At 66.7% G+C, this 25,045-nt stretch carries 26 protein-coding genes and 1 pseudogene; 23 read left to right on the forward strand and 4 right to left on the reverse strand.

From position 1 onward, the window contains the following. The first annotated feature begins 1 nt into the window (after position 1). On the forward strand, positions 2–1,231 hold the full coding sequence (locus tag IPP91_12815; GenBank protein ID MBL0142948.1) for a hypothetical protein: 1,230 nt from the start codon (positions 2–4) through the stop codon (positions 1,229–1,231). After that, entirely contained in the window at positions 1,231–1,551 is a 321-nt protein-coding gene (locus tag IPP91_12820) for a hypothetical protein (GenBank protein MBL0142949.1), read from the forward strand. Before IPP91_12815 ends, IPP91_12820 begins: the two co-directional genes overlap by 1 nt. 78 nt (positions 1,552–1,629) lie before the next feature. Here IPP91_12820 and IPP91_12825 read toward each other — a convergent pair whose 3' ends face one another. Beyond that, on the reverse strand, positions 1,630–2,292 hold the full coding sequence (locus tag IPP91_12825; GenBank protein MBL0142950.1) for an SDR family NAD(P)-dependent oxidoreductase: 663 nt from the start codon (positions 2,290–2,292) through the stop codon (positions 1,630–1,632). 141 nt (positions 2,293–2,433) lie between these two features. Here IPP91_12825 and IPP91_12830 point away from each other — a divergent pair, with 141 nt between their 5' ends. Then, positions 2,434–3,033 (forward strand): hypothetical protein, encoded by a 600-nt coding sequence (locus tag IPP91_12830; protein MBL0142951.1) that lies wholly within the window; start codon positions 2,434–2,436, stop codon positions 3,031–3,033. Next, on the forward strand, positions 3,030–3,725 hold the full coding sequence (locus IPP91_12835; GenBank protein ID MBL0142952.1) for an aspartate/glutamate racemase family protein: 696 nt from the start codon (positions 3,030–3,032) through the stop codon (positions 3,723–3,725). Before IPP91_12830 ends, IPP91_12835 begins: the two co-directional genes overlap by 4 nt. A 16-nt stretch (positions 3,726–3,741) precedes the next feature. Here IPP91_12835 and argG read toward each other — a convergent pair whose 3' ends face one another. From argG to IPP91_12850, 3 genes are read right to left on the reverse strand one after another with little or no spacing between them, the layout of a single operon-like run. Continuing rightward, positions 3,742–5,085 (reverse strand): argininosuccinate synthase, encoded by a 1,344-nt coding sequence (gene argG / locus IPP91_12840; protein ID MBL0142953.1) that lies wholly within the window; start codon positions 5,083–5,085, stop codon positions 3,742–3,744. A 58-nt stretch (positions 5,086–5,143) separates the two neighbouring features. Continuing rightward, positions 5,144–5,947: an alpha/beta hydrolase gene (locus IPP91_12845; GenBank protein MBL0142954.1), complete on the reverse strand. Its 804-nt coding sequence runs from the start codon at positions 5,945–5,947 to the stop codon at positions 5,144–5,146. Next, positions 5,944–7,242, reverse strand: a complete 1,299-nt coding sequence (locus tag IPP91_12850; GenBank protein MBL0142955.1) for an O-acetylhomoserine aminocarboxypropyltransferase — start codon at positions 7,240–7,242, stop codon at positions 5,944–5,946. The genes IPP91_12845 and IPP91_12850 overlap by 4 nt, the downstream gene beginning before the upstream one ends. Positions 7,243–7,342: 100 nt before the next feature. Between IPP91_12850 and IPP91_12855 the strand changes: the two genes are divergently transcribed. From IPP91_12855 to IPP91_12945, 19 genes and pseudogenes are all read left to right on the forward strand, one after another. Continuing rightward, complete coding sequence (locus tag IPP91_12855) at positions 7,343–8,245, forward strand: serine hydrolase (GenBank protein ID MBL0142956.1); 903 nt, start codon at positions 7,343–7,345, stop codon at positions 8,243–8,245. A gap of 267 nt (positions 8,246–8,512) precedes the next feature. Next, a complete protein-coding gene (locus tag IPP91_12860) occupies positions 8,513–8,947 on the forward strand; it encodes a universal stress protein (protein MBL0142957.1) in 435 nt (144 codons plus the stop codon). A gap of 58 nt (positions 8,948–9,005) precedes the next feature. After that, the gene (locus IPP91_12865; GenBank protein ID MBL0142958.1) at positions 9,006–9,812 is read left to right on the forward strand and encodes a hypothetical protein; all 807 of its coding nucleotides are present in this window, start codon (positions 9,006–9,008) and stop codon (positions 9,810–9,812) included. Positions 9,813–9,881: 69 nt separating this feature from the next. Continuing rightward, positions 9,882–10,604: a (Fe-S)-binding protein gene (locus IPP91_12870; GenBank protein ID MBL0142959.1), complete on the forward strand. Its 723-nt coding sequence runs from the start codon at positions 9,882–9,884 to the stop codon at positions 10,602–10,604. A 222-nt stretch (positions 10,605–10,826) separates the two neighbouring features. After that, positions 10,827–12,239 carry an iron-sulfur cluster-binding protein gene (locus IPP91_12875; GenBank protein MBL0142960.1) on the forward strand — a complete coding sequence of 471 codons (1,413 nt, stop codon included), beginning with the start codon at positions 10,827–10,829 and terminating at the stop codon, positions 12,237–12,239. Positions 12,240–12,269: 30 nt separating this feature from the next. Beyond that, a complete protein-coding gene (locus IPP91_12880; GenBank protein ID MBL0142961.1) occupies positions 12,270–12,944 on the forward strand; it encodes a lactate utilization protein C in 675 nt (224 codons plus the stop codon). Positions 12,945–13,068: 124 nt separating this feature from the next. Further along, positions 13,069–14,322 (forward strand): citrate transporter, encoded by a 1,254-nt coding sequence (locus IPP91_12885; GenBank protein ID MBL0142962.1) that lies wholly within the window; start codon positions 13,069–13,071, stop codon positions 14,320–14,322. A gap of 4 nt (positions 14,323–14,326) precedes the next feature. Then, complete coding sequence (locus IPP91_12890; protein ID MBL0142963.1) at positions 14,327–15,706, forward strand: cation:proton antiporter; 1,380 nt, start codon at positions 14,327–14,329, stop codon at positions 15,704–15,706. 134 nt (positions 15,707–15,840) lie between these two features. Beyond that, positions 15,841–16,980, forward strand: coding sequence for a twin-arginine translocation signal domain-containing protein (locus tag IPP91_12895; GenBank protein MBL0142964.1), 1,140 nt, complete (start codon positions 15,841–15,843; stop codon positions 16,978–16,980). Between the two features lie 117 nt (positions 16,981–17,097). Further along, on the forward strand, positions 17,098–17,676 hold the full coding sequence (locus IPP91_12900; GenBank protein ID MBL0142965.1) for a TRAP transporter small permease subunit: 579 nt from the start codon (positions 17,098–17,100) through the stop codon (positions 17,674–17,676). Then, positions 17,673–19,019 (forward strand): TRAP transporter large permease subunit, encoded by a 1,347-nt coding sequence (locus tag IPP91_12905; protein ID MBL0142966.1) that lies wholly within the window; start codon positions 17,673–17,675, stop codon positions 19,017–19,019. The genes IPP91_12900 and IPP91_12905 overlap by 4 nt, the downstream gene beginning before the upstream one ends. A gap of 16 nt (positions 19,020–19,035) precedes the next feature. Further along, positions 19,036–20,400, forward strand: a complete 1,365-nt coding sequence (locus tag IPP91_12910; GenBank protein ID MBL0142967.1) for an amidase — start codon at positions 19,036–19,038, stop codon at positions 20,398–20,400. A 13-nt stretch (positions 20,401–20,413) separates the two neighbouring features. Continuing rightward, positions 20,414–20,593: a hypothetical protein gene (locus IPP91_12915; protein MBL0142968.1), complete on the forward strand. Its 180-nt coding sequence runs from the start codon at positions 20,414–20,416 to the stop codon at positions 20,591–20,593. A 13-nt stretch (positions 20,594–20,606) separates the two neighbouring features. Next, positions 20,607–21,584, forward strand: a complete 978-nt coding sequence (locus IPP91_12920) for a D-glycerate dehydrogenase (GenBank protein ID MBL0142969.1) — start codon at positions 20,607–20,609, stop codon at positions 21,582–21,584. Between the two features lie 80 nt (positions 21,585–21,664). Then, positions 21,665–22,529 (forward strand): annotated as a pseudogene (locus IPP91_12925) (NAD(P)-dependent oxidoreductase). 71 nt (positions 22,530–22,600) lie between these two features. Beyond that, the gene (locus tag IPP91_12930; protein MBL0142970.1) at positions 22,601–23,230 is read left to right on the forward strand and encodes a glutathione S-transferase N-terminal domain-containing protein; all 630 of its coding nucleotides are present in this window, start codon (positions 22,601–22,603) and stop codon (positions 23,228–23,230) included. A 123-nt stretch (positions 23,231–23,353) separates the two neighbouring features. Continuing rightward, positions 23,354–23,719, forward strand: a complete 366-nt coding sequence (locus tag IPP91_12935; GenBank protein MBL0142971.1) for a hypothetical protein — start codon at positions 23,354–23,356, stop codon at positions 23,717–23,719. Between the two features lie 43 nt (positions 23,720–23,762). Then, positions 23,763–24,227 carry an RNA polymerase sigma factor gene (locus IPP91_12940; GenBank protein ID MBL0142972.1) on the forward strand — a complete coding sequence of 155 codons (465 nt, stop codon included), beginning with the start codon at positions 23,763–23,765 and terminating at the stop codon, positions 24,225–24,227. Next, positions 24,224–24,979, forward strand: coding sequence for an anti-sigma factor (locus tag IPP91_12945; GenBank protein ID MBL0142973.1), 756 nt, complete (start codon positions 24,224–24,226; stop codon positions 24,977–24,979). Before IPP91_12940 ends, IPP91_12945 begins: the two co-directional genes overlap by 4 nt. The last annotated feature ends 66 nt before the right edge of the window (positions 24,980–25,045 follow it).

Here is a 25,045-nt window from a genome sequence, read left to right on the forward strand (position 1 = left end):
GATGGCAACCGACTCGCCCGGTGTATCCACTCCCATCCGTGCCGGGTTGTTCATCCGGCTCGTCTACAGCGTTGCGTTGCTGGCGTTCCTTCTGTCGGCGCTCGTCGGCGCCTCGGGTTGGATTTCGCTCGCGATCGGCGGCGGGGTGGCGGGCGGCACCGGCCTCACCGGTTTCCTGATCATCGCTGCGTTGGTGTTGTTCCGAAACTACCAGGTGCTGCGATATCCGGCGGCACTGGACGCGCGGCCGCCGACCGCCTTCGGCACGTTCCTGCGCAACGCGGGTGTGCTTGCCATGCTTGCGGGGGCCGCGTCGGGAGTGGGGCTCTTCCTGGTGAAGCCCATCACGCTCCTGGTATTCCGGTCCGCCGGAGACGCGGGCATCGGCTATTTCGTCGTCGGCCTCGCGCTCGTGGTGCTCGCCAATCTCGGCTGGCTTGGCTGCCTGGCCTTCGAACTGAGCCGCGCCTGCGGGAAACCGCTGCCTCCTGAAATGGAGTCGCCGCCGTGGTGGAAGCGCCGCCAGGATGTCGCCGTGCTGGGCGTGCTCGTCGTCGCCGCGATCGGCGCACCGCCACTCCTGCGTCAGGGGGCGGGAAAGCAATGCCGCGACAACGATCTCGCGAACTGCGAGTCGCCAATGAAGAAGGACTTGCAGTTCTTTGGGGATCCTTCCCACCCGCAAGCGCCTGGGCAACCGTCCCAGACGGCGGTGTTCGAGGTCCTGGAGACCAAGGTCCACGAACCGGAGTTGATCATCAAGGGCGATGACTGGTCGTCCGTCTCCTGGGACAAGGAGGGCTACGCGAAATGCCGTTCGCTGTTGAAGAGCGCAGATGACCGCGGCAGGCCCGAGCTGCGCGGCTGGCAGCTTTTCGTAAACGATCCCAAGGGGACCAGGAAGGCGCGCGAGTTCGGGGCGCTCTTCTGCAATGCGGAGGCGTTGTGGTTCGTCGACTATGCCCAGGTCCCGGGGCACGTCATCCTGACCAAGTTCACGATTGCGGGCGAATTCGTGTATCGGCTGAAATTCGAGAAGCCCAGGGAGCCAGGCCCCTACGACGGGCACTTCATGAATCCGACCTTCCGCGCCGAGGACGGCTACCTGTACTTCGAGTGGTGGAACACCAACCAGTCCGGTTCGGACCGGCACGTGAAGAGCTCGATGAAGGCGAGGGTGCGCGAGCCTCTGCCTGTCGTGCCGGCCGCCCCGCCGGGTGGACAGCCCTGATGGCCGTGACCGGAGTGGCCGTGCTGATACTCCTGGCGGCCATGGCCAGCGGGTGGATGTTGCGTGCGCTTCTTCTCAGGACGCTTCGTACCAGGCACCCGCGTGAGTTCGAGGCGCTGGGCAACCCATCCGCCCGTCATCTCTCGTCGATGTTGCCCCGCCACAACGAAATGCACGTTCAATTCTGGAAGTATCTCTGGGAAGGGAAGGTCTTTCTGCTGAAGGACGACCTGGCCACGGGTCTCGCATGGGCTGCGTTGACTTCGGACGTCACATTGGTGGCAAGCGTGGTGCTCCTCTTCTGGTCTGCCTGGAAATGACGCCGTCCAACGGGGCCTGACTGGCCGCAGCGCATGGTGGGACGCCCCGCGCGTGGCCAACCGGGCCTGTGGATGGAGTCACCACGCGATCTCCCGCCGGTCATGGAAGAACTTTCCGGTGGCGCTCGTCGGCGCGTCGAGCGCGAGCCACACGATCCCTTCCGCGCCGGACTCCACCGTGCCCGGCGCTTCCTCGCCCCCCATGTCGGTCCTGACCCAGCCCGGGCAGACGCTGTTCACGCGCAGGGAGCGCGAGCGGCCTTCCATCGCGAGCTGGATGGTGAGTGCGTTCAGCGCCGCCTTCGAAAGACTGTAGCCGGGCGACCACGAGTCCATCCCGGAGAGCGAGCCCGAGACGCTGGAGACGTTCACCACGAAGCCGCCCTTGCGGATGAGGGGCCAGAACGCCTGCGCCATCCGAAGCGCACCGACCACGTTCGTTTCCAGGGTTGCCCTGAGCGTCTCGCGCGACAGTTCGAGGATCGAGCGGCCCTTGTCGAGCGCCACGGCCGCGTTGTTCACGAGCCCGTCGATCCGTTCCCACTTCGCGGCGACTGTCGTCGCGGCCTGCTTCACGCTCGCCTCGTCGTTCACGTCGAGGGCCACGGCCTCGCCGTAAGGATTGGGTTTCCCCTTCCGTGAGGCTGCGATCACCTTCACCCCACGCGCCGCGAGCTGCTTGCAGGTTTCCAGGCCGATGCCGCGGTTGGCGCCGGTGACCAGGACGACCGCTTCTCCCATCCTTGCTGCTCCTCGAGAATCACGGATCCGGGAGTAATATCACGCCCTGATTGCGCAGCCAATCCAGGATCGCATGGACCGCTTCGACCTCTCCCGCTTCGTGACGGCCCAGGAGGGCCGCTACGAGAGGCCTTCTCGTCGATGACGCCGGGCACGTCCACCGTGGTGATGCTGGCGCTTTCGCCATTGATCGCGTGGCGCGTCTACGTCCGCATTCGCAGGATGGTGGGGCGCCAGCGGCTCTCCCGGATCCGGCCCTGGATCACGGTGACGGTCTTCTCCCTGCTCGTGGTGCTGATCGGCGTTACGTCGTTTGCGCATCCCGTGGCCCTCGCCATGCTGGTCGCCGGAGTGGGCGCGGGAACGGCCCTCGCCGTCTATGGACTGCGCCTGACGCGATTCGAGTACACACCGGGGGGAATCTTCTACACGCCCAATGCGCACCTCGGGATCGCACTGTCGCTCCTCTTCGTGGGCCGCCTGCTGTATCGCGTGATCGAGGTGTACCCGATGGCCTCGCATTCCGCGGCGCAACCCCCCGACTTCGTGCGCAGCCCCCTGACGCTCGTGATCTTCGGCACGCTGGCCGGCTACTACGTCGCCTATGCCGTCGGGCTCATCCGGTATCGCCGGCGCGTGCTGCGCGATCGGGCGGATTGTGCGGAGGGGGCCGCATCCGGGGAGGAGCGAGCCGCATCAGGGGAGGGGCGGGCCGCATCCGAGGGGGAGGCGCTCGAATGAAGACCATCGGCCTGCTCGGCGGCATGAGCTGGGAATCCACGGTTCCGTACTATCGTTTCGTCAACGAGGCTGTCCGGGATGCGCTGGGCGGCCTGCACTCCGCGAAGGTGCTGCTGCTGAGCGTCGATTTCCACGAACTCGAAACGCTGATGCGCGAGGGCCGCTGGGACGGCGTGGGCCGCGAACTTGCGCAGGCGGCCGCCACGCTCGAGGTGGCGGGCGCGGATTTCCTCGTCCTGTGCACGAACACGATGCACCGGGTGGCCCCTTCCATCGAGGCGGCGGTGAAAATCCCGCTGCTGCACATCGCGGACCCCACGGCCGAGGCGATCCGTCGCGCAGGCTGTACAAAAGTGGGCCTGCTCGGCACGCGCTTCACCATGGAAGAGGACTTCTATCGCGACCGCCTGGAGTCGAAGCACGGTATCGGCGTGCTCGTTCCGGCCGCGGCCGACCGGGACGTGATCCATCGCATCATCTTCGACGAGCTTTGCCTCGGCATCGTCCGGGACGCCTCGCGCGGCGAGTATCGCCGGGTCATCGCGGAACTGGCGGGGCGGGGCGCGCAGGCCGTGGTGCTGGGTTGCACCGAGATCGCGATGCTCGTCGAGCCCGCGGATTCGCCCGTGCCCCTGTTCGACACCACGGAACTGCACGCCCGGGCGGCGGCGCGGATGGCCCTGGCGGGCTAGCCGCGCGGCGCGGCGACTACTTTTCCTCGACCCCGGAACCCGAGAGCCTGGGCAGGTCCGTGCCGAGGGACGGCGCGAGAAGCCCCGTCTTCGCGTAGGTGACGAGCTTCTCGCGCGTGTCCACGATGTCGAGGTTGCGCATCGTGAGCTGGCCGATGCGGTCCTGCGGCGTGAAGAACGCCTCGCCCTTTTCCATCGTGAGGCGCTCGGGCTTGTAGGTGAGGTTCGGGCTCGTCGTGTCCAGGATCGAGTAGTCGTTGCCGCGGCGCAGTTCAACCGTCACCTCGCCCGTGATCGGGCGCGCGACCCAGCGTTGCGCGGTGTCGCGCAGCATCATCGCCTGCGGGTCGAACCAGCGGCCCTGGTAGAGCAGGCGCCCGAGGCGCCGGCCCTGGTCGCGGTACTGCTCGATCGTGTCCTCGTTGTGGATGCCGGTGACGAGCCGCTCGTAGGCGATGTGCAGCAGCGCCATGCCGGGAGCCTCGTAGATGCCGCGGCTCTTCGCCTCGATGATGCGGTTCTCGATCTGGTCGCACATGCCCAGCCCGTGGCGACCGCCGATCTCGTTGGCGGCGAGGAGGAGCGCCACCTCGTCGCCGTAGGTCTGGCCGTTGAGGGCGACGGGCACGCCTTCCTCGAAGCGGATCGTGACCTCCTCGGCGCGGACCGTGACGTCGTCGCGCCAGAAGGCCACGCCCATGATCGGCTGGACGATCTTCACGCCCTTGTCGAGAAACTCCAGGTCCTTGGCCTCGTGCGTGGCGCCGAGGATGTTGGAGTCCGTGGAGTACGCCTTCTCGGTGCTCATCTTGTAGCCGAACCCCGCGCGCTCCAGGTATTCCGACATTTCCTTGCGCCCGCCCAGCTCGTCGATGAAGCGCTGGTCGAGCCACGGCTTGTAGATGCGCAGGTTCGGGTTCGCGAGCAGGCCATAGCGGTAGAAGCGCTCGATGTCGTTGCCCTTGAAGGTGCTGCCGTCGCCCCAGATGTGGACGTCGTCCTCCTTCATGGAGACGACGAGCATCGTGCCGGTCACCGCGCGGCCCAGGGGCGTGGTGTTGAAGTAGGCCACTCCCGCCGTCGTGATGTGGAAGGCCCCGCACTGCAGCGCGGCGAAACCTTCCGAGACGAGCTGGCGGCGGCAGTCCACGAGTCTCGCGTTCTCGGCGCCGTACTGCAGCGCGCGGCGCGGGATCTCGTCGTAATCGGGCTCGTCGGGCTGGCCCAGGTTCGCCGTGTAGGCATAGGGGATCGCGCCCTTCGCGCGCATCCAGTGCAGCGCGGCGCTGGTGTCGAGGCCGCCGGAGAAGGCGATGCCGACTTTCTCGCCCGCGGGAAGGGATTGCAGGATCGTTGCCATCGTTCGGGGTTCCGGGAGGAAGGCGGTTGCCGGGGAATCCCGTATTTTGCCCTAAACGCTACGCGGCACCGGCTTCGCGAAGGTGGGAGCGCAGCGCGGCGGTCACCTCGCGCGGCGCCTCGCTCGTCATCGCGTGTCCCGTGTCGAGCGCCAGGAGCTTCGCACCCGGAATCCCCTTCGCGAGTGCCTGCCCCGCCTTCAGCGGCGTCATCGTGTCGCGCCGGCCCGCGATCACCAGCGTCGAGACGTTCAACGCGCGGATCGCCTCGATCGACGGCGCGTAGCCGTGGCAGGCCGCGAGGTCCGCATGCTGCACGCCCGGGTGCGCCCGCGCCACGAGCTGCCGGCTCGCGCCGGGCAGCGTAAGCCCCGGGATGGCGCTCGTCGCAAGCGCCGCCTGGCGCGCATGTCCCCACGCAGTCTGCATGTCGAAGGCGGCTGGAGAGTCTTCCCTGGCGGCCGCGAGGAACGCGTCGCCCACCGGCATCGGCACGCCGGCCCCGAGCAGCGCCAGCTTCGCAACGCGCCCCCCGTGCCGCAGCGCCGTGTCGAGCGCCACCAGCGAGCCCATGCTGTGGCCGACGACGTGCGCCCTTTCCGTGCAGGCCGCCTCGATGAAGGCCGCCACCCAATCGCCCATGGCCTCGATGGAGTTGCGCATGGTTCCCGGACTGCGTCCGTGGCCGGGCAGGTCGACGGCGAGCGATGCGAACCCGTGGTGGGCGAGGTAACGCGCCTGGTAGTGCCACACGCTGTGGTCGAGCGCTGCGCCATGGATGAAGACGATGGCCGGCAGGTTCGGGTCGAAGGGCCGGCCGCCGGTGTAGGCGTAGGCGGGGTAGCCCTGGACGATGAAATTCATTTCTGCGAAGCGCGCAGCGCGCGCGAAAGATCCTCGATGAGGTCGTCGGGATGCTCGAGACCGATCGACAGGCGCACCGTGCCGGCGGTTATGCCCGCGGCCTGGAGCGCCGCGTCGTCCATGCGGAAGTGGGTCGTGGAGGCAGGGTGGATCACGAGCGACTTCGCATCGCCGATGTTGGCCAGGTGCGAGAAGAGCGTGAGCGCCTCGATGAACCTGCGCCCGGCCTCGCGCCCGCCCTTGAGTTCGAAGGAAAGGATTGCGCTGCATCCGTTGGGGTACAGCCGCTTCGCGAGTTCGTGGTCGGGGTGTCCGGCCGCGTCCGGGTGATGCACGCGCGCCACGGCCTCGTGCTTCGCCAGGAACCCGGCCAGCGTCGCGGTCGACTGCACGTGGCGCGGCATGCGCAGGTGCAGCGTCTCCAGCCCCTGCAGGATCTGGAACGCGGTCATCGCCGCCATGCACGCGCCGAAGTCGCGCAAGCCCTCGCGCCGCGCGCGCAGCAGGAATGCGGACACCGTGGACTCCTCGCTGAACACCATCCCGTGGAAGCCCTCGTAGGGCTCGGTGAGCGTGGGAAATTTTCCCGAGGCGTCCCAGTCGAACCTTCCTCCATCCACGAGGACGCCGCCGATCACGACTCCGTGCCCCGACAGGAACTTGGTGGCCGAATGCATCACGAGGTGCGCGCCCATGTCGAGGGCGCGGCCCAGGTAGGGCGTGGTCACCGTGGCGTCCACGAGGAGCGGGATGGCGTTCTCGTTGGCGATCGCCGCGAGGGCGGGGATATCGAGCACGTCTACCGAGGGGTTGCCCACCGACTCCCCGAAAAGAAGCCGCGTGTCGGGCCGGATCGCGCGCCGCCACGCATCGATGTCGCGCGAGGGCACGAAGGTCGTCTCGATGCCGAAGCGGGGCAGCGTGTAGTGCAGCAGGTTGTGCGAGCCCCCGTAGAGGCTGGCGGACGACACGATGTGCCCGCCCCGGCCCATGAGGGTCGCGATGGCCAGATGCATCGCCGCCTGACCGCTCGCCGTGGCCACGGCGCCCACGCCGCCTTCGAGCGCGGCGATGCGCTCCTCGAATACGGCAACGGTCGGATTGGACAGGCGTGAGTACACGTGCCCCGGCAACTCCATGTTGAAGAGCGCCGCCGCGGTGTCCGTATCCGGCAGGACATAGCTCGCCGTCTGGTAGATGGGGACGGCCCGGCTGCCGGTCGCCGGGTCGGGCGATTGGCCGGCGTGGACCGCGAGCGTGTCCGGATGGGCTGTCTTTGGGGAGGAATGGGCCATCGAATCAGGGATTTGGGAAATCTTCTTGAACTTTCTTATCTTGTCACGGACCGGACATCTTTGCTATGGTGTCGGTTGCCTCGATCCCCCACCGGTCCCCATGAAGCGCGTCGCCGCTGTTTTCGTCCTGCTCGCCCTTGCCACCGCTTCGTTTGCGGCGGACAAGTCTGCTCCCAAGGCGAAGGCCGCGAAGGCTTCGAAAGCCGTGTCCGATTTCGACAAGGACGGCGACCCGAGGCTCATGTCCACGGCCGCGCTGGTGCTGGACGCGAAGACGGGCGAGACGCTTTTCGCGAAGAACGCGGACGTGGTGCATCCCATCGCCTCGATCACCAAGCTGATGACGGCGATGGTGGTTCTCGATGCGAAGCTGCCCATGGACGAGGCGGTCCAGATCTCTTCCGAGGATCTCGATACCCTCAAGGGCACGAAGTCGCGCCTGCCGGTGGGCGCGCATTTCCGCCGCGATGACCTGATCCGTATCGCGCTCGTCGCTTCCGACAATCGCGCGGCGGCCGCCCTCGGGCGCAGCTATCCTGGCGGCATCTCCGCCTTCGTCGACGCGATGAACGCGAAGGCGAAAGTCCTCGGGCTGGGCGCGACGCGGTTCGTGGATTCCAGCGGCCTCGACCCGGAGAACGTCTCGAGCCCCGCGGATCTCGGCCGGCTCGTCGCCCGGGCCTCGACCTACGAGATCATCCGCGACTACTCGACCACGCCGGCGCTCGATGTGACGCTTCCCGATACCGGGCGCAAGGTGAATTACCTCAACACCAACGCACTGGTGCGCGCCGGCACCTGGGACATCGGTCTGTCCAAGACCGGCTACATCAGCGAGTCGGGCAAGTGCCTCGTCATGCAGGCGATGATCGCCAATACGCCGATCGTGATCGTGCTCCTCGATTCCTGGGGCCGGCTCACGCGCATCGGCGACGCCAACCGCATCAAGCGCTGGCTCGAGAAGAACCCCGCCAAGCTCGCCGCCGCATTGCGCGCCGGCTGATTCCTCCGCGCTGAATTCCTCGGCGCGCCACCGTCGAGCGCGAATTTCCTGACGCTCGTGTTTGGTGCGGGGCGAGGCCCTTCCTCTTCGCCAGCCTCAGGACCGTACAGGGCCTCGCCGAAGTGATCCCGTTCATCGAGACGCACGGGTTGCCGCGCACCGTGGACCGAATGCGTCCGGCCGGCCCGCGCCCGTTGACTGCGGTCAAGCGTGCCGCGCGCCGTGCGGCTACCATGGCGGCATTTCCGCGAGATTCCAGGAATGCCCATGGCCATCACCTCACCCGCCCTCATCCTGCTTCCCGTAGACGGCTCGGCCTCGTCCGTGCGCGCCGCGAATCATTGCGCCACGCTCGCGAAGGCTTTCGGCGCGACCGTGATCCTGCTGAACGTGCAGCCCGAGATCGAGGACTGGCAGACCCACGGCGTCGGACGCCAGGCGGCCGAGGACCACCTCGCGGCGCTGGCGAAGACTGTCACCGCGGAGCCCGCGAAAGCGCTCGCCGACGCCGGTATCGCCTTCGAGTCGATCGTCGAGAGCGGCGACGCTCCCGAGGTCATCGCGCGCGTGGCGGAAGAGCGCAAGTGCACCTCGGTGGTGATGGGCACGCGAGGCCAGAGCAAGCTCAAGGGCCTGCTCATGGGCTCCGTCGGGATGAAGGTGATCTCCCTCGTCCAGGTTCCGGTCACGCTGGTCCACTGACGGGGTGGCGGTATCATCTGCGTATCCGGTTCCCTGCCGATCCATCGAGGATGACAACATGAAATTGCGCCTTCCCCGCGGCCTCGTGCCGCTTATCGCCGCGCTCGCCCTGGCCGGGTGCGCTTCCAACCCGCCGCCTCCTGCCTCGGTGGCCCCGGACGGTCCTCCCCAGGCGATGCTCTGGGTCGGCAACAGCTTTTTCTACTACAACAACAGCATGCACGGGCACGTCGCACAGCTCGTGAGCGGCGGCGACAAGTCCGTCAAGCACCGCGGCGTCTCCGTGACGATCAGCGGCTCGGGCATCGATTGGCACGACATGTCGAGCTACCTCTCCGGCGGCATCGGCAGGTACTCGTTCCTGCCGGGCAACCAGATCAGGTTCAACCCGCCCGGCCGGCAGTTCGACGCCGTGATGTTCATGGACTGCAGCCAATGCCCGATCCATCCGCAGCTCGGCCCCATCTTCCATGAATATGCGAAGAAGAACGCGGACATCATTCGCGCGTATGGCGCGAAACCCGTGCTCTTCATGTCCTGGGCCTACAAGGACAAGCCCGAGATGACGCAGCAGCTCGCCGAACAGTACGTCAAGGCGGGCAAGGAAAACGGCGCGCAGGTCGTGCCGGCGGGCCTCGCGTTCGCCAAATCGATGGCGAGGAAGCCGGACCTGAACCTCTACGCGCCCGACCTGCGGCACCCGAGCCTCGCGGGCACCTACCTCGCCGCGTGCACCGTGTACGCCTCGCTCCTGGGCAAGTCGCCCGTGGGCAACACCTACACGGCAGGCCTGCCCGCGGACGTCGCCGTGCACCTGCAGCAGGTGGCGTGGGACACGGTCAAGGAATTCGGCGCGAAGCAGTAGTCGGGCGCGCAGCCTCCGGCTGCGGCGCTGCAGCGTGAGGCCCGTTCTTCGCGCTGATACACTGCGGCCATGAAAGTCGGCCTCTTCGTCACCTGCCTCGTGGACCTCGTGCGGCCCGGCATCGGGTTCGCGGCGCTGAAGCTCCTCGAGGGCGCCGGCTGCGAGGTCGTGGTGCCGGAATCGCAGACCTGCTGCGGGCAGCCGGGCTACAACTCCGGGGGTCGCGAGATCGCGAAGACGCTTGCGCGCAAGGTGCTCGCCGAGTTCCGCGGCTGCGACTACGTCGTGGCGCCCTCGGGCTCCTGCTCCGGCCAGATGAAATGGGCGACCGTGCACGACCTCTTCCAGGGCGAGCCGGACCTGCCGGAATTCGAGGATCTCTCGGCAAAGTGGTACGAGCTTTCACAGTTCCTCGTGCAGGTGCTCAAGGTCGACAAGGTGCCTGGGAGATTCACGGGCAGCGTCACCTATCACGACAGCTGCGCGGGGCTGCGCGAGCTGGGCGTGAAGATGGAGCCCCGCTACCTGCTGCAGATGGCGGGCGCCTCCATCGCCGAAATGGACGGCTCGGAACGCTGCTGCGGGTTCGGCGGGACGTTCTCCATCAAGCTGGGCGAGATCTCGACCCGCATGTGCGAGAACAAGTGCGAATCGATCCGCGCATCCAAGGCGGGCGCCATCGTGGGCGGTGACCTCGGATGCCTGCTCAACATCGAGGGGCGGCTGCGGCGCACCGGGGACAAGGACACGAGGGTCCTCCACTTCGCGCAAGTGATCGCTGGTGGTGAGTGATGCGGGCGCAAGGCGTTGGAACACGGATGAACACGGATAAAGGCGGATGAACACGGATAAGCACGGAACAGAATGGATTCGCGTCCCTGCGATCGCCGTCGCGAAACTCGAGGCGCGCATGGGGTTTCCATCACTTGCTTCCGTCCGGGGTCATCTGTATTCATCCGCCTTTATCCGTGTTCATCCGTGTTCCCAAGGTCTACCCCCGAGCGGAGCGTAAGGATGCAGATCCAATCCATGTTCTTCAAGCAGCGCGCGTCGGAAAAGCTCGACGACGCGATCCTGCAGGGGAACATGAAGAAGGCCAAGGGCAAGTTCGTGGACGGGCGCGCGAAGGCCGTGGCCGAGTTCGGCGTGTGGGAAGAGGTGCGCACGCACGCGGCGATGGTGCGCGACCGCGCGCTTGCCAGCCTCGATGCCTACCTCGTGGAGTTCGAGAGGAACGCGACCAGGCGCGGCGCCGTGGTGCACTGGGCCGAAAGCGCCGAGGAGGCGTGCGCGATCATCGCGGACATCGCCGCGAGGAACGGCGTGAAGAAGGTCACCAAGTCCAAGTCGATGGTCTCGGAGGAGGTGAACCTCAACGAGAAGCTGGAGGCGGCCGGCGTCCAGGTCGTCGAGACGGACCTGGGCGAGTACATCCTGCAGCTCGCCCACCAGCCGCCCTCGCACATCGTCGCCCCCGCCGTGCACATGTCGAAGGAGCAGGTGGCGGATCTCTTCGTCGCCGCCCACCACAAGCCGCGCCTCACGGAGATCCCGGCCATGGCGCGAGAGGCGCGCGAGGCCCTGCGCGGACACTTCCTCACCGCGGACATGGGCATCTCGGGGTCGAACTTCGTCATCGCCGAGACGGGCACCACGCTCACCGTCACCAACGAAGGCAACGCGGACATGGTGACGACGATTCCGCGCATCCACGTCGTCATCACCGGCATCGAGAAGGTGATCGGGACGATGGAGGATTTCGCGACCCTCATCCGCCTGCTGCCCCGTTCGGCCATCGGCCAGACCATCGCCAACTACCTCACGGTGACCACGGGTCCGAAGATGCCCGGCGACGTGGACGGCCCGGAGCAGATGCACATCGTGCTCGTGGACGCCGGCCGCACGAAGCTGGTCGGCAGCGACATGCAGGAGATGCTCCGCTGCATCCGCTGCGGGGCCTGCATGAACCACTGTCCGGTCTACCAGAACGTGGGTGGCCATGCCTACGGCTGGGTCTATCCCGGCCCGATGGGCTCCATCCTCACGCCGGTGTACGTGGGCCTCGAGAACGCAGGCGACCTTCCCAACGCGGCGACGTTCTGCGGCGAGTGCGCGGTGGCCTGTCCGGTGAAGATTCCGTTGCCGGACCTGATGCGCAAGCTGCGCGAGCAGCAGTTCGACCGGAAGTTGAGGCCGTGGCCGGAGCGAATGGTGATCGCGGCGTGGAGCTACTCCGCGACGCGCCCGGGACTCTATTCGCTCCTCACGAGGATCGGCGCGCGGGTCGCAAGCTGGATGGGCGGCTCCGAGGGGCTCATCCATTCGCTGCCGGGGATCGATGGCTGGACGAAGGGGCGGGACATGCCTGCTCCCGAGGGGAAGACGTTCAGGCAGTTGTACAAGCAGAAAGTCGCGGAACACGGATGAGCACGGATGGAATCACGCGGATGAACACGGATGAGTTCCGGACGAGGGACTGTGGGCGCTAGGGAGAACATTCTCGCGAGGATCCGCAAGGCGCAGGGGCGCGGCGGGCCGGAGCCGACCGCCGCCGAGCTGGCGCAGGTGCGCGAGACGATCGCGCGCCACGAGATCGGGCCGCAGCCGGCCTTCGCGCATGCCCCCGACCGATTGGCGCAGTTCCGCAGGGAATGCGAACGGCTGGGCACGACGCATGCGACGGTGGCCTCGGAGAGGGACATTCCCGCCGAAATCGCGCGCTACCTCGGCGCGGGCGGGCTCGAACCGCGCGTCGTCGGCTGGCCGGAATTCGCGAGCCTCGACTGGAACGGCGCCGGGATCGCATTCGAGAATCGCCCGGCGGGCGGCGACGACCGGACCGGGCTCACGGGGTGCTTCTGCGCCATCGCCGAGACCGGCACGACGCTGCTGCTTTCCTCGCCGGAAACACCGAAGGTCACGGCGCTCCTGCCCGAGACCCACCTGTGCATCGTGCGCAAGGACCGGGTGCTCGACACGATGGAGGATTCGTTCGCGCTCCTGCGAAAAGAAGTCGGCGAGCCTCCCCGATCCGTGTTCTTCGTCTCCGGCCCTTCCCGCACCGCGGACATCGAGCAGACCATCGTGATCGGCGCCCATGGTCCGTATCGCGTCCACATCATCATCGCCTGACCCTGACCCTGACCAGACCACGAACCGGCGAACCGACATGAACCGAATTCTGATGTTCGCGCTTGCCGCGCTTGCCTGCTTCCCGGCCCTTGCTGCCCCGGCGGCCTACACGCCCCAGCTCGTGATGCTGGGGCCCGTGCCGCTCGACTTCATCCTCTTCGCCTCTGTGTTGCTGAGCATCGCGCTCTTCCATCACTACACCTTCCTCGTCGCCGTGACGGGGCTCGCCGTGATCACGCTCTACAAGGCGCTCCTCACGGGAACGCCGTACGGAATGGGGATCGCGGGGATCGCGGGCGTGTTCGGGCACGAGTGGGTGACGCTCGTGAACCTCTTCTGCCTGCTCATGGGATTCGCGCTCCTGTCGAAGCATTTCGAGGATTCGCATGTTCCCGAGGTGATCCCGCGATTCCTTCCGGATGGCTGGAAGGGCGGGTTCGTGCTCCTCGTGCTGGTGTTCATCCTGTCTTCGTTTCTCGACAACATCGCCGCTGCGCTCATCGGCGGCACCGTGGCGGCGGCGGTGTTCAAGGGGAAAGTCCATATCGGCTACCTCGCGGGAATCGTCGCCGCCTCGAACGCGGGCGGGGCCGGCAGCGTGGTGGGAGATACCACGACGACGATGATGTGGATCGACGGCGTGAACCCGCTCGAGGTCATCGATGCCTACATCGCGGCTGTCGTGGCGCTGGTGATCTTCGGGGTGATCGCCGCTCGCCAGCAGCAGGCGCATGCGCCCATAGTCAGGGATGCGAATGAAGGCGTGCATATCGACTGGGCACGCGTCGCCATCGTGGTCTTCATCCTGGTCACCGCGATCACCGCGAACGTCGTCGCGAACATCTGGTATCCCGTGGCGATCGACCACTTCCCGGTGATCGGCGCGACGGTCATCGCCGCCATCCTCGTGACGGCACCACTGCGGCGGCCGGACTGGTCCCTGCTGCCCTCGAGCCTCAAGGGCACCGTCTTCCTGCTCTGCCTCGTCTCGTGCGCCGCCCTCATGCCCGTGGAAAAGCTTCCCCCCGCCTCCTGGCAGAGCACGCTCGGGCTGGGCTTCGTCTCGGCGGTCTTCGACAACATCCCGCTCACCTCCCTTGCCCTTCACCAGGGCGGCTACGATTGGGGAATGCTCGCCTATGCGGTGGGCTTCGGCGGTTCGATGGTCTGGTTCGGTTCCTCGGCGGGCGTTGCGCTCTCGAACCTGTTCCCCGAGGCGCGCTCCGTGGGCCAGTGGCTGCGGCACGGCTGGTACGTGGCGATCGCCTACGTGGTCGGCTTTTTCGTGCTGCTGATGGTGCTGGGCTGGCATCCCGGGCCGAAGCGGGTGAAGGGGCAGCCCGTTCCGCTTCCCGCCATCCTCCAGCCCGCGCGCTGAGGCGGTGCGTTCGCAGCGCCTCTTCGTCGCGGTCGCCGCACTCGCCGCCTTCGGTACGGGAGAGGCGTTCGCGGCGGGCTCGGCCGCGGCGGGGCAGACCTTTCTCTGGCTCGCCGCCATCCTGTTCCTGGCGCGGCTGTCTTCGCTGGTCGAAAAGGTGGGCATTCCGGGGGTGCTGGGCGAACTGCTGATGGGGGTGGTGCTCGGCAACCTGGGGCTGCTCGGGGTCACCATTTTCGACACGATCGCCGACGACACCACGATCGCGGTTTTCGCCGAGCTGGGCGTGGTGATCCTCCTCTTCCAGATCGGCCTCGAGACGACAGTCGCGGACCTCGCCAGGGTAGGCTGGCGGGCGCTCTCCGTGGCCGTGATCGGCGTCATCGTCCCCTTCCTGCTCGGAACCTTCGTCGTCGGCCCGCTGCTGCTGCCGGGGCTCTCGTTCAATGCCTACCTTTTTCTGGGCGCGACGCTGTGCGCCACGTCGGTGGGGATCACCGGGCGCGTGTTCCGCGATGCGAGGCGCCTCGACTCGCCTGAGGCGCAAATCGTCCTGGGCGCCGCGATCATCGACGACGTGCTGGGACTCGTGATCCTCGCCGTCGTCACCGGCTTCGTGCAGAGCGGGACCGTCAGTGCGGGCGACGTGGCGAAGATCGTCCTGGAGGCGTTCGCCTTTCTCGTGGGCGCCGTCGTCATCGGCCGGGCCGCCGCGCCCCACGTTGCGCGTGCGCTTCGCGGCGTGAGCGATTCCGTGGCGACGAAGCTCACGCTCCTCCTGTCGGTGGGCCTGGGCCTCGCCTGGCTCGCGCACGCCATCGGCCTGGCACCCATCATCGGGGCGTTTGCCGCCGGCGTGCTGCTGGAGCCCATCTTCCTCAAGGATTTCGAGGCGCCGGAGATCGTGCGCGAACTCAAGCCGCTGGTGGACAAGCTCCCGGCCCCGGAAGCCGAGCGGGCCCACCGGGCGCTGGATCGCTATCGCGACCACCACCACGCCCATATCCTCGAGCCCCTGGGTCACTTCCTCGTCCCGGTATTCTTCGTTTTTACCGGGATGCAGGTAAAGCTGGATACCCTGGCCGACCCGATGGTGGTCGCGGTGGCGCTGGCGGTCACGGTGGCCGCCATCGCCGGAAAGGTCGTCGCCGGGGTGGGCGCCGGCCCCGTCAACCGCTGGGTGGTGGGCTGGGGCATGGTCCCGCGGGGCGAAGTCGGCCTGATCTTCGCGGCCATGGGCAAGCAGCTGGACGTCGTGGACGACAGGCTGTTTTCGGTCATCGTGGCGATGGTGATACTCACGACCCTCGCCACCCCGCCCATCCTCGCCTGGCTGCTGGAGCGGCAGGGCGCCCGCAGCCGGCCGGCGGACCCCATTTCCTGACGGTTTCTATTGCCTTCCACCGACCGGGGAATTAGGATTGAACGTCACATTGACGGGCCAGGCTCTCGACAGGGTCGTCCCGCTCCAGAAAGACTTCCAAAGAGCGCAGCACAACAACCCCGAGGAGTAATTCCATGACCGACAAGACCCCTGTCGCGAAACCCGCGGCCCCAATCACCCGTCGCAAGTTCCTCACCGGCGCCACTGTCGCGACCGGCGCGGCGATCACCGGCTTCCCGATGATCTCGGTGGCCCAGTCGCCGATCGTGCTGAAGATGCAGGGCGCCTGGGGCGCCAAGGACATCTTCAACGAGATGGCCGAGCAGTACGTCGCCCGCGTGAACGAGATGGCGGGCGGGCGCATGCGCATCGACTACCTGGTCGCCGGCTCCGTCGTGAAGCCCTTCGAGGTGATGGACGCGACGAGCAAGGGCGTGATCGACTGCTGCCACCAGGTGGCGGTGTACTGGTACGGCAAGAGCAAGGTCGCCTCCCTCTTCGGCTCCGGCCCCGTCAACGGCTGCGACGCGAACCAGATGCTCGCGTGGATCCAGCGCAAGGGGATGCCGTTTTTCGATGAGCTGGTGAAGAAGCTCGGGCTCGACGTTGTCGCGTTCTTCGCGATGCCGATGCCGACGCAGCCGCTGGGCTGGTTCAAGAAGCCCATCAAGGGTGCCGCGGACCTCAAGGGATTCAAGTACCGCACCGTGGGCCTGGCCGCCGACCTCATGCAGGACATGGGCATGAAGGTCACGCAGCTGCCCGGCGGCGAGATCGTGCCGGCGATGGAGCGCGGCGTGATCGACGCCTTCGAGTACAACAACCCGACCTCCGACCGCCGGTTCGGCGCGCAGGACGTCGCCAAGAACTACTACATGGGCAGCTACCACCAGGCCATGGAGTTCTTCGAGATCGACTTCAACAAGAAGAAGTTCAACTCCCTGCCGAAGGACCTCCAGGCGATCCTTACCTACGCGGCGGAAGCGGCCTCGACCGCCAACTACGCGCTCGCCATGGACCAGTACTCCATCGACCTGCAGGGGCTCAAGACCAAGGACAAGGTGAACGTCCTCCGCACGCCCAAGGATGTGTTCACCGCTCAGCTCAAGAGCTGGGACACCCTGGTCAAGAAGCTGACCACCGAGGACCCGTTCTTCGCCAAGGTCTGGGATTCGCAGAAAGAATGGGCCAAGCGCGTCGGCTACTACCACTTCTTCAACAACGCCGACTACCAGCAGGCCTACGAGCACCTCTACGGCAAGCTCGGTTTCTGAGCCGTCTGCCCAGGAGCGCTGGTTTTCGGAACGGAAAAGGCGGCGCAGGCCTGCGCCGCCTTTTTTCTGCATGATTCGCCACCCAGGTTACCCGCCATGCTCAATCGCCTGCTCCTGATGATCGACCGCTTCAGCATGATGGTCGGCCACACCTTCGCGTGGTGCATCCTCATCCTCACGATCGGCACGTCGTACGAGGTGTTCGTGCGCTATGTGCTGAGGGACCCGACGAGCTGGGCCTTCGACATGAGCTACATCCTGTACGGGGCGCTGTTCATCATGTCGGGTGCCTATGCCCTGTCGCGCAACGCCCACGTGCGCGGCGACGTGTTTTTCCGGCTGATGCCACCGCGCGTCCAGGCGACCATCGAGCTGGTGCTGTACTTCATCTTCTTCTACCCCGGGGTCACCTCGCTCATCATCGCCGGCTACGGCTACGCGCACGATTCCTTCGGCTACAAGGAGGTGAGCGTGAACAGCCCCGTGGGCGTGCCCATCTGGCAGCTGAAGGCGCTGATCCCGATCGCCGGGTTGCTGCTGTTCATCCAGGGCATCGCGCAGGTCACCCGTTGCATCATCACCATCCGGACGGGCAAGTGGCCGCGCCAGCTGCACGACGTCGAGGAACTCGATGCCGTCCTGCAGAAGGAACATGAAAAGCAGATGGCCATGCAGATCAAGGAAGCGACGAAATGAGCAATCCAGAACTTGCCCTGCTGATGCTGGGGTCGTTCATTTTCATCATCCTGCTGGGATTCCCCATCGCGTTCACGCTGATGGCGATGGGCGTGGGCTTCGGGTTCTACGCCTACTACGTGCCGGGCCAGGAGTTCTTCGACAACCGGGTTTTCTACCTGCTGTCGCAGAACACCTTCAGCATCATGAACAACGACGTGCTGACTGCGGTGCCGCTCTTCCTGTTCATGGGCTACATGATAGAAAGATCGAACATCCTCGACCGGCTCTTCTACAGCCTGCAGGTCGCGTTGAAGCACATACCGGGATCGATGGCGGTCGCGGCCCTCATCACCTGTGCGCTTTTCGCCACGGCGACGGGCATCGTCGGCGCAGTGGTGACGCTGATGGGCCTGCTCGCGTTCCCGGCGATGCTCAAGGCGGGTTACGACCAGAAGCTGTCCGCGGGGGTCATCTGTGCCGGTGGCACGCTGGGCATCCTCATCCCGCCGTCGATCATGCTCATCGTCTACGGGGCCACGTCCGCCGTGTCGGTGGTCAAGCTCTATGCGGCGGCGATCATTCCCGGGTTCCTTCTCGCCGGCCTGTACATCGTGTACGTCGTCGTGCGCACGACGATCAATCCGAAGCTCGCGCCCAAGCTGCCGAAGGAAGAGACCGACTTGCCGTTCCTGAGGATCGTGCTGCTGCTGATCCAGGCGTTCTTCCCGCTGGCGGTCCTCATCCTCTCGGTGCTCGGGGCGATCCTGTTCGGACTCGCCACGCCGAGCGAGGCGGCCGCCGTCGGCGCGATGGGTGCCATGGTGCTTGCCATCGGCTATCGCGCGTTCACCTGGGGGCGTCTCAAGGAAGCGGTGTTCCTCACGGCGCGCACCTCAGCGATGGTGTGCTGGCTGTTCGTGGGCTCGTGGACCTTCTCGTCGATCTTTTCCTACCTCGGGGGCGAGGGCCTCATCAAGGAGTTCGTGACGCATCTCGATCTCAACACGGTCACGTTCCTGCTCCTGTCGCAGGTCATCATCTTCCTGCTGGGCTGGCCGCTCGAGTGGAGCGAGATCATCATCATCTTCGTGCCGATCTTCCTGCCGCTGCTCGCGCACTTCAATGTCGACCCGATGTTCTTCGGGGTGCTCGTGGCGCTCAACCTGCAGACGTCCTTCCTTACCCCGCCCATGGCGATGTCGGCGTACTACCTGAAGGGAATCGCGCCGCCGTACGTGGAGCTGTGGACCATCTTCAAGGGCTGCTTCCCCTTCCTCGCCATGGTCTTCGTGACGATGTTCCTCGTCTACGTCTTCCCCCAGCTCGTGTATTGGCTGCCCGAACTCTTCTACGGCAACTGAGGCGGGAGCAGCCGGCATGAAACCGGAGGCATTCATCGACGCGACCTCGCTCACGGCTGCACAGGCGCTGGAGGCCCTGCACGAGGGGCGAACGACCGCCGAGGAGCTCGTCGGCGCGTTCCTCGCGCGCATCCGCGCCGACGAGCCTCGTGTCCAGGCCTGGGCATTCCTCGACGAGAAGCGCGCCCTCGACCAGGCGCGGAATGTGGACCGGGTACGTCGCGAAGGCCACCCGACGGGGCCGCTGCACGGCCTTCCGGTGGGCGTGAAGGACATCATCGACACGGCCGACATGCCCACCGAGAACGGCACGGTGCTGCATGCCGGCCGGCGACCGGAATACGACGCGACGATCGTCTCGAGGCTGCGCGCAGCCGGGGCGATCATCCTGGGGAAGACGGTCACGACCGAGCTGGCGACCTATTCGCCAGGCAGGACGCGCAATCCCCACGATCCGGAGCGCACGCCAGGAGGCTCGTCCAGCGGCTCGGCGGCCGCGGTGGCCGCGCAGATGGTGCCCGTGGCCATCGGAACGCAGACCAACGGCAGCGTCATCAGGCCGGCCGCCTTTTGCGGCGTCTGCGGATACAAGCCGACGTTCGGGCTCGTGCCGCGCGCGGGCATCCTTCGGCAGTCGCGCCCGCTCGACCAGGTCGGCTTCATGGCGCGCACGGTCGAGGATCTCGCGATCATCGCCGAACCCCTGATCGGTTTCGACGAGGACGACCCCGACACGCGCCCCGTCGCCACGCCCCGGCTTCGCAAGATCGCCCTCGAGGAGCCGCCCCTGGCGCCGGTGTTCGCGTTCACGCGGCCTCCGAACTGGGACGACGCCGAGGAGCAGACGCGCCTTGCCTTCGAGGAAGTCGGCGAGGCGCTCGGCCCGCAGTCCAAGCAGTTCATCGTGCCGGCCGTCTTCCGCGACGTGTGGGAGTGGCACCGGGTGATCATGGAAGCGGACCTCGCGCGCAATTTCCGGCACGAGTACGATCGGGGGCGCGACAGGCTCAGCGATTCGCTGCTGGCGCAGATCGATCGTGGCCGGCTCGTGACGGCTGTCGACTACAATGACGCCGTCGAGCGGATCGACGCCGTGGCCTCGGGCTTCGAAGAGATCTTCGACTGGTGCGACGCCATCCTGACGCCGGCCGCGTCCGGGCCCGCTCCGCGCGGGCTCGAGTCGACCGGCAGCCCCGCCTTCTGCACGCTGTGGACGTTCGCGGGGATGCCGGCGGTGACGCTGCCGATTCTGCGGGCGGAGGACGGGATGCCGATGGGCGTTCAGCTCGTGGGGCGGCGCGGCGACGATGCACGGCTACTGCGGACCGCCCGCTGGCTTGCCGGCTGGGCCAGCGCCCAGGAATCCGACAGTCAACCGTAAGGAGCACACGAACATGCATGGAAAGATTTCGAAGATCGTGATGGGCCTCATCGCACTGGCCCTTGCCATCGTCTTTTTCGCCGTTCCGGTGATCAAGATCCGCGACGTCGCGATGACCATCATCATTGTCATCGGCGTGGCCGCGATGATCGTGAGCTTCGTCGAGATGGTCAACGAGAAGGACATGGACTGAGGCTGGCGGGACGATGGGCAAGCCCAGGGTACTCATCACGCGGGCCGTCTTCCCGGAAGTCGTCGAGGCGCTGCGCCCGCGCTTCGAGGTCGTCACCAACGACGACGACACGCCGTGGCCGCCCGACGAGCTCGCCAGACGCCTCGCGGGCTGCCAAGGGGCGCTCGCGACCATCATGGACCGCTTCGACGAGCCCTTGCTCGCCCGGTGTCCGGACCTGTTGGTGGTCTCCAACATTGCCGTGGGCGTGAACAACATCGAAGTGCCGGCCTGCACCAGGCGGCGCATCATCGTGACCAACACGCCCGGCGTGCTCGACGACACGACGGCGGACCTGACCTGGGCCCTCCTCATGGCTGCGGCGCGGCGCATCGCCGAAGGCGACGCCCATGTTCGTCGCGGCGGCTGGAAGATCGGTTTCGAGATGACAGCCAATCTCGGCACCGACGTGCACCACGCGACACTGGGCATCATCGGGATGGGACGCATCGGGCAGGCCATCGCGAAGCGCGCCACGGGCTTCGACATGCGCGTCCTCTACCACAATCGCAACCGCATTCCCGAGGCGGACGAGATGCGCCTCAATGCCACGCGGGTGGAGCGCGACCAGCTTCTGGCGCAGTCCGATTTCGTCGTCGTGATGGTGCCCTACTCGCCGGCGGTTCACCACCTGATCGGCGCGGCCGAAATCGCGAAGATGAAGCCGACCGCGATCCTCGTGAACACCGCGCGCGGTGGGGTGGTCGATGACGCGGCCCTTGTCGAGGCGCTCGAGGCCGGGCGCATTGCCGGCGCAGGCATCGACGTATTCGAGGGGGAGCCGAATGTGAACCCCGGGTATTTCGCCCTTCACAATGCTGTCCTCACGCCGCACGTGGGCAGCGCCACGCGTGCCACGCGCCTCAGGATGTGCGAGACAGCCGCGGCCAACCTCACGGCCGCCCTCGAGGGTCGCACGCCCCCGAATCTGGTGAACAAGGAACTCGCCTGAACCGCGCCCCGGCACGCGCCGGGTCGCCCGCGCAACGATACCGGCGGGTGCAGCAACCGCCGAACCACTAAGGAGTCAGCATGTCCGCGAAAGTCGCTTTTCTCGGTCTCGGCGTCATGGGCTTCCCCATGGCCGGGCATCTCAAGGCAAAAGGTTACGACGTCACCGTGTACAACCGTTCCGCCGCCAAGGCCGACGCCTGGGTGGCCAGGCATGGCGGAAAGTCCGCCCCGACGCCGGCCGCAGCCGCGAAGGACTGCGATTTCGTGATGATGTGCGTGGGCAACGATCGAGATCTCCTCGCCGTGGCGCTCGAGGCGCAGGGAGCACTCGCCGGCATGAGGAAGGGCGCGGTCCTGGTCGATCACACCACGGCGTCCGCGGACGCGGCGCGCAGGATCTTTGCCGCGGCGAAGGAAAAGGGCGTGGACTTCATCGATGCGCCCGTCTCCGGCGGCCAGGCCGGCGCGGAGAACGGCAAGCTCACCGTGATGTGCGGAGGAGAACCGGAGGCGTTCGGGCGTGCCAGGCCGGTGATGGACTCCTACGGGAAGGCCGTGACGCTGCTTGGCACGAGCGGTGCCGGCCAGCTCACCAAGATGGTCAACCAGATCTGCATCGCCGGGCTCGTCCAGGCGCTCTCCGAGGGCATCGCCTTCGCGGAGAAGGCCGGCCTCGACGGCAAGCCTCGTGCTCGACGTGATCTCCAAGGGCGCCGCGCAGAGCTGGCAGATGGAGAACCGCGGCAAGACCATGGCCGAGCGCAAGTTCGATTTCGGGTTCGCGGTGGACTGGATGCGCAAGGACCTGGGCATCTGCCTTGACGAGGCCAAGCGCAACGGCGCCAGCCTGCCCGTGACGGCGCTTGTCGACCAGTTCTACGGCGACGTCCAGAAGGCCGGCGGCAACCGCTGGGACACCTCCTCCCTCATCACCCGCCTGTAACAATGGGGTCAGGTTCGCGAACCTGACCCCATTGTTACACCATTGTTACATCGGACCGATTGGATTTGACCATGAAGATCTCGCTCTACTACTCCCCCGGTGCCTGCTCGCTCGCTCCGCATATTGTCCTGGAAGAGCTGGGACTGCCCTACGAGGCGGTGAAGATCAGCACGGCCGACGGGCAGCAGCGCTCCCCCGGGTACCTGAAGATCAATCCTCGTGCGCGCGTCCCCGCGCTCGCGGTGGACGGCAAAGTGCTGGTGGAAAACGTGGCCATCCTCTCGTTTCTCGGCGGCGGATTCCCGGCCAAGGGTCTGTGGCCCGAGAAGACCTGGGACCAGGCGCAGGCGGTGTCCCTGATGGCGTGGCTTGCGGATACGGTCCACCCGGCCTTCGCACACATCTACCGGCCCGAGCGCTATGTGGAAGGCCAGCCGTGCGTCGACGCGGTGAAGGCCAGGGGGCGTCAGGTGTTCGGAGATTGCCTGCACGAGATCGACCGCCTCGTTACCGGCCGGAAGTGGGCCATCGGCAATCGCTTTTCGGTCGTCGATGCCTATCTGGTCGTGTTCTACCGCTGGGGCAACCGCATCGCCTTCCCGATGAAGGAACTTGCGCACTACACGGCAATCATGGATCGCGTCCTTGCACGCCCGGCGGTTCGCAAGGTGATGGCCGACGAAGGCATCACGTTGGCTTGAATCACGCGCAGCGGCGCTTTCCGGCCCTCGCAGCGCAATTCTCGGGGAACCCGCCTGCCGGGAATAAACCGACTGCACGGGGTGTTCTCCCCCCGTAACCCCCAACCACACAGGACCGGACCTATGAAGACGCCCCGTATCCTCATCCTCGCCGCCGCCCTTGCCCTGCCCGCCCTTGCTTTCGCGCAGGCGCCCACGAAGGCCGCCGACGGTGTTGTCACCAACGCGGCCGGAATGACGCTCTACACGTTCGACAAGGACGCGGCCGGCAAGAGCGCCTGCAACGGCCCGTGCGCCACGAATTGGCCGCCCCTCATGGCCGCCGCGGACGCGAAGCCCGCCGGCGACTACACCATCGTCACGCGCGACGACGGCAGCAAGCAATGGGCCCTCAAGGGCAAGCCGCTCTACGCCTGGATTAAGGATGCGAAGCCCGGCGACAAGACGGGCGACGGCGTGAACACCGTCTGGCACGTGGCCAAGCCCTGATTCATCGGGTCGGGCCTTGGACTACGAGCTCGTCGTCCCGTACATCCCCAACCTGCGCCGCTACGCGCGCGCGCTGGTCGGGGATCGCCACGCGGCCGACGACCTCGTGCAGGACACCCTCGAGCGCGCGGTGAGGAAGTTCCACCTGTGGCGCCCCGGGGACCTCAGGGCCTGGCTTTTTTCTGTCATGCACAACGTCTTCGTGAACCAGGTCAAGGCTCGCAGGATCACCTCGTCCGCGGAGGTCGATGAGAGCTGCATCGGAGCGACCACGCCGGACTGGGTCACGGACGTCCGCGACCTCGAGCGCGGGCTGGCGACGATCCCGGCGGAGCAGCGTGAAGTGGTGCTCATGGTGAGCCTGGAGGACATGAGCTACGAGGAAGTCAGCCGCGCGCTGGGCGTGCCGATCGGAACGGTGATGTCGCGCCTGTCCCGCGGCCGCGAGAAACTGCGCGCCTACATGGACGGCGAGGCATCGCGCACGACCCTCAAGGTGGTCCGGTGAACCTGGACGACGATCTCCTGCAGGCCTTCGTGGACGGCGCCCTGAACGGCCCCGAGCGCGCAGCAGTGGAAGCGGCCCTCGCCCGCGATGCCGACGCCAATCGCCGCGTGCTGCGCCTGACAGAGCAGCGGCGCATGCTGCACGATCGGTTTGATCCGGTGCTGCTCGAGCCTGTCCCGGCGCGCCTGCAGATGCGGCGCCCCCCGTGGCTCGGCTACGCGCGCGCGGCCTCGGTCCTCGCGGTGGGCATCGCCATCGGGCTCGCGATGCCCTATGCCTGGCAGGGCGGCGCTGCGCCTGGCCTGGCCGCTTCGGCGTCGGTCTCCACCTTGCCGGCGCGCGCCGCGCGCGCCCATCTGGTCTATGCCATGGAGGTGCGGCACCCCGTAGAGGTGGAAGCGTCGCAGCAGGAACACCTCGTGAACTGGCTCTCGAAGCGGCTGGGCACGACCCTCAAGGTGCCGGTGCTTTCGTCCGAGGGGTTCGAGCTGCTCGGCGGGCGGCTGCTGCCCGGCCCCGAGGGTCCGGTTGCGCAATTCATGTTCCAGGATGCGGGCGGCAAGCGCCTCACCCTCTACGTTTCCGCCCGCGCGAAGAGCGAGGGCCAGACCGCCTTCCGCGTCGCGCAGGAGGGGGGCGTGTCGGTCTTCTACTGGATCGACGGCAACTGGGGCTATGCGCTCTCCGGCGAGATCGACAAGGCTTCCCTCGCGCGCGTCTCCACCAGCGTTTACCGCCAGCTCAACCCCTGAGCGGTTCGCCGCTGCCTGCCTTGCGAAGGAATGTGACGCAGTTCACATGACTCGCGCCCGACACTA

It is taken from the genome of Betaproteobacteria bacterium (genome assembly GCA_016720855.1).
GTDB lineage: Bacteria > Pseudomonadota > Gammaproteobacteria > Burkholderiales > Usitatibacteraceae > FEB-7.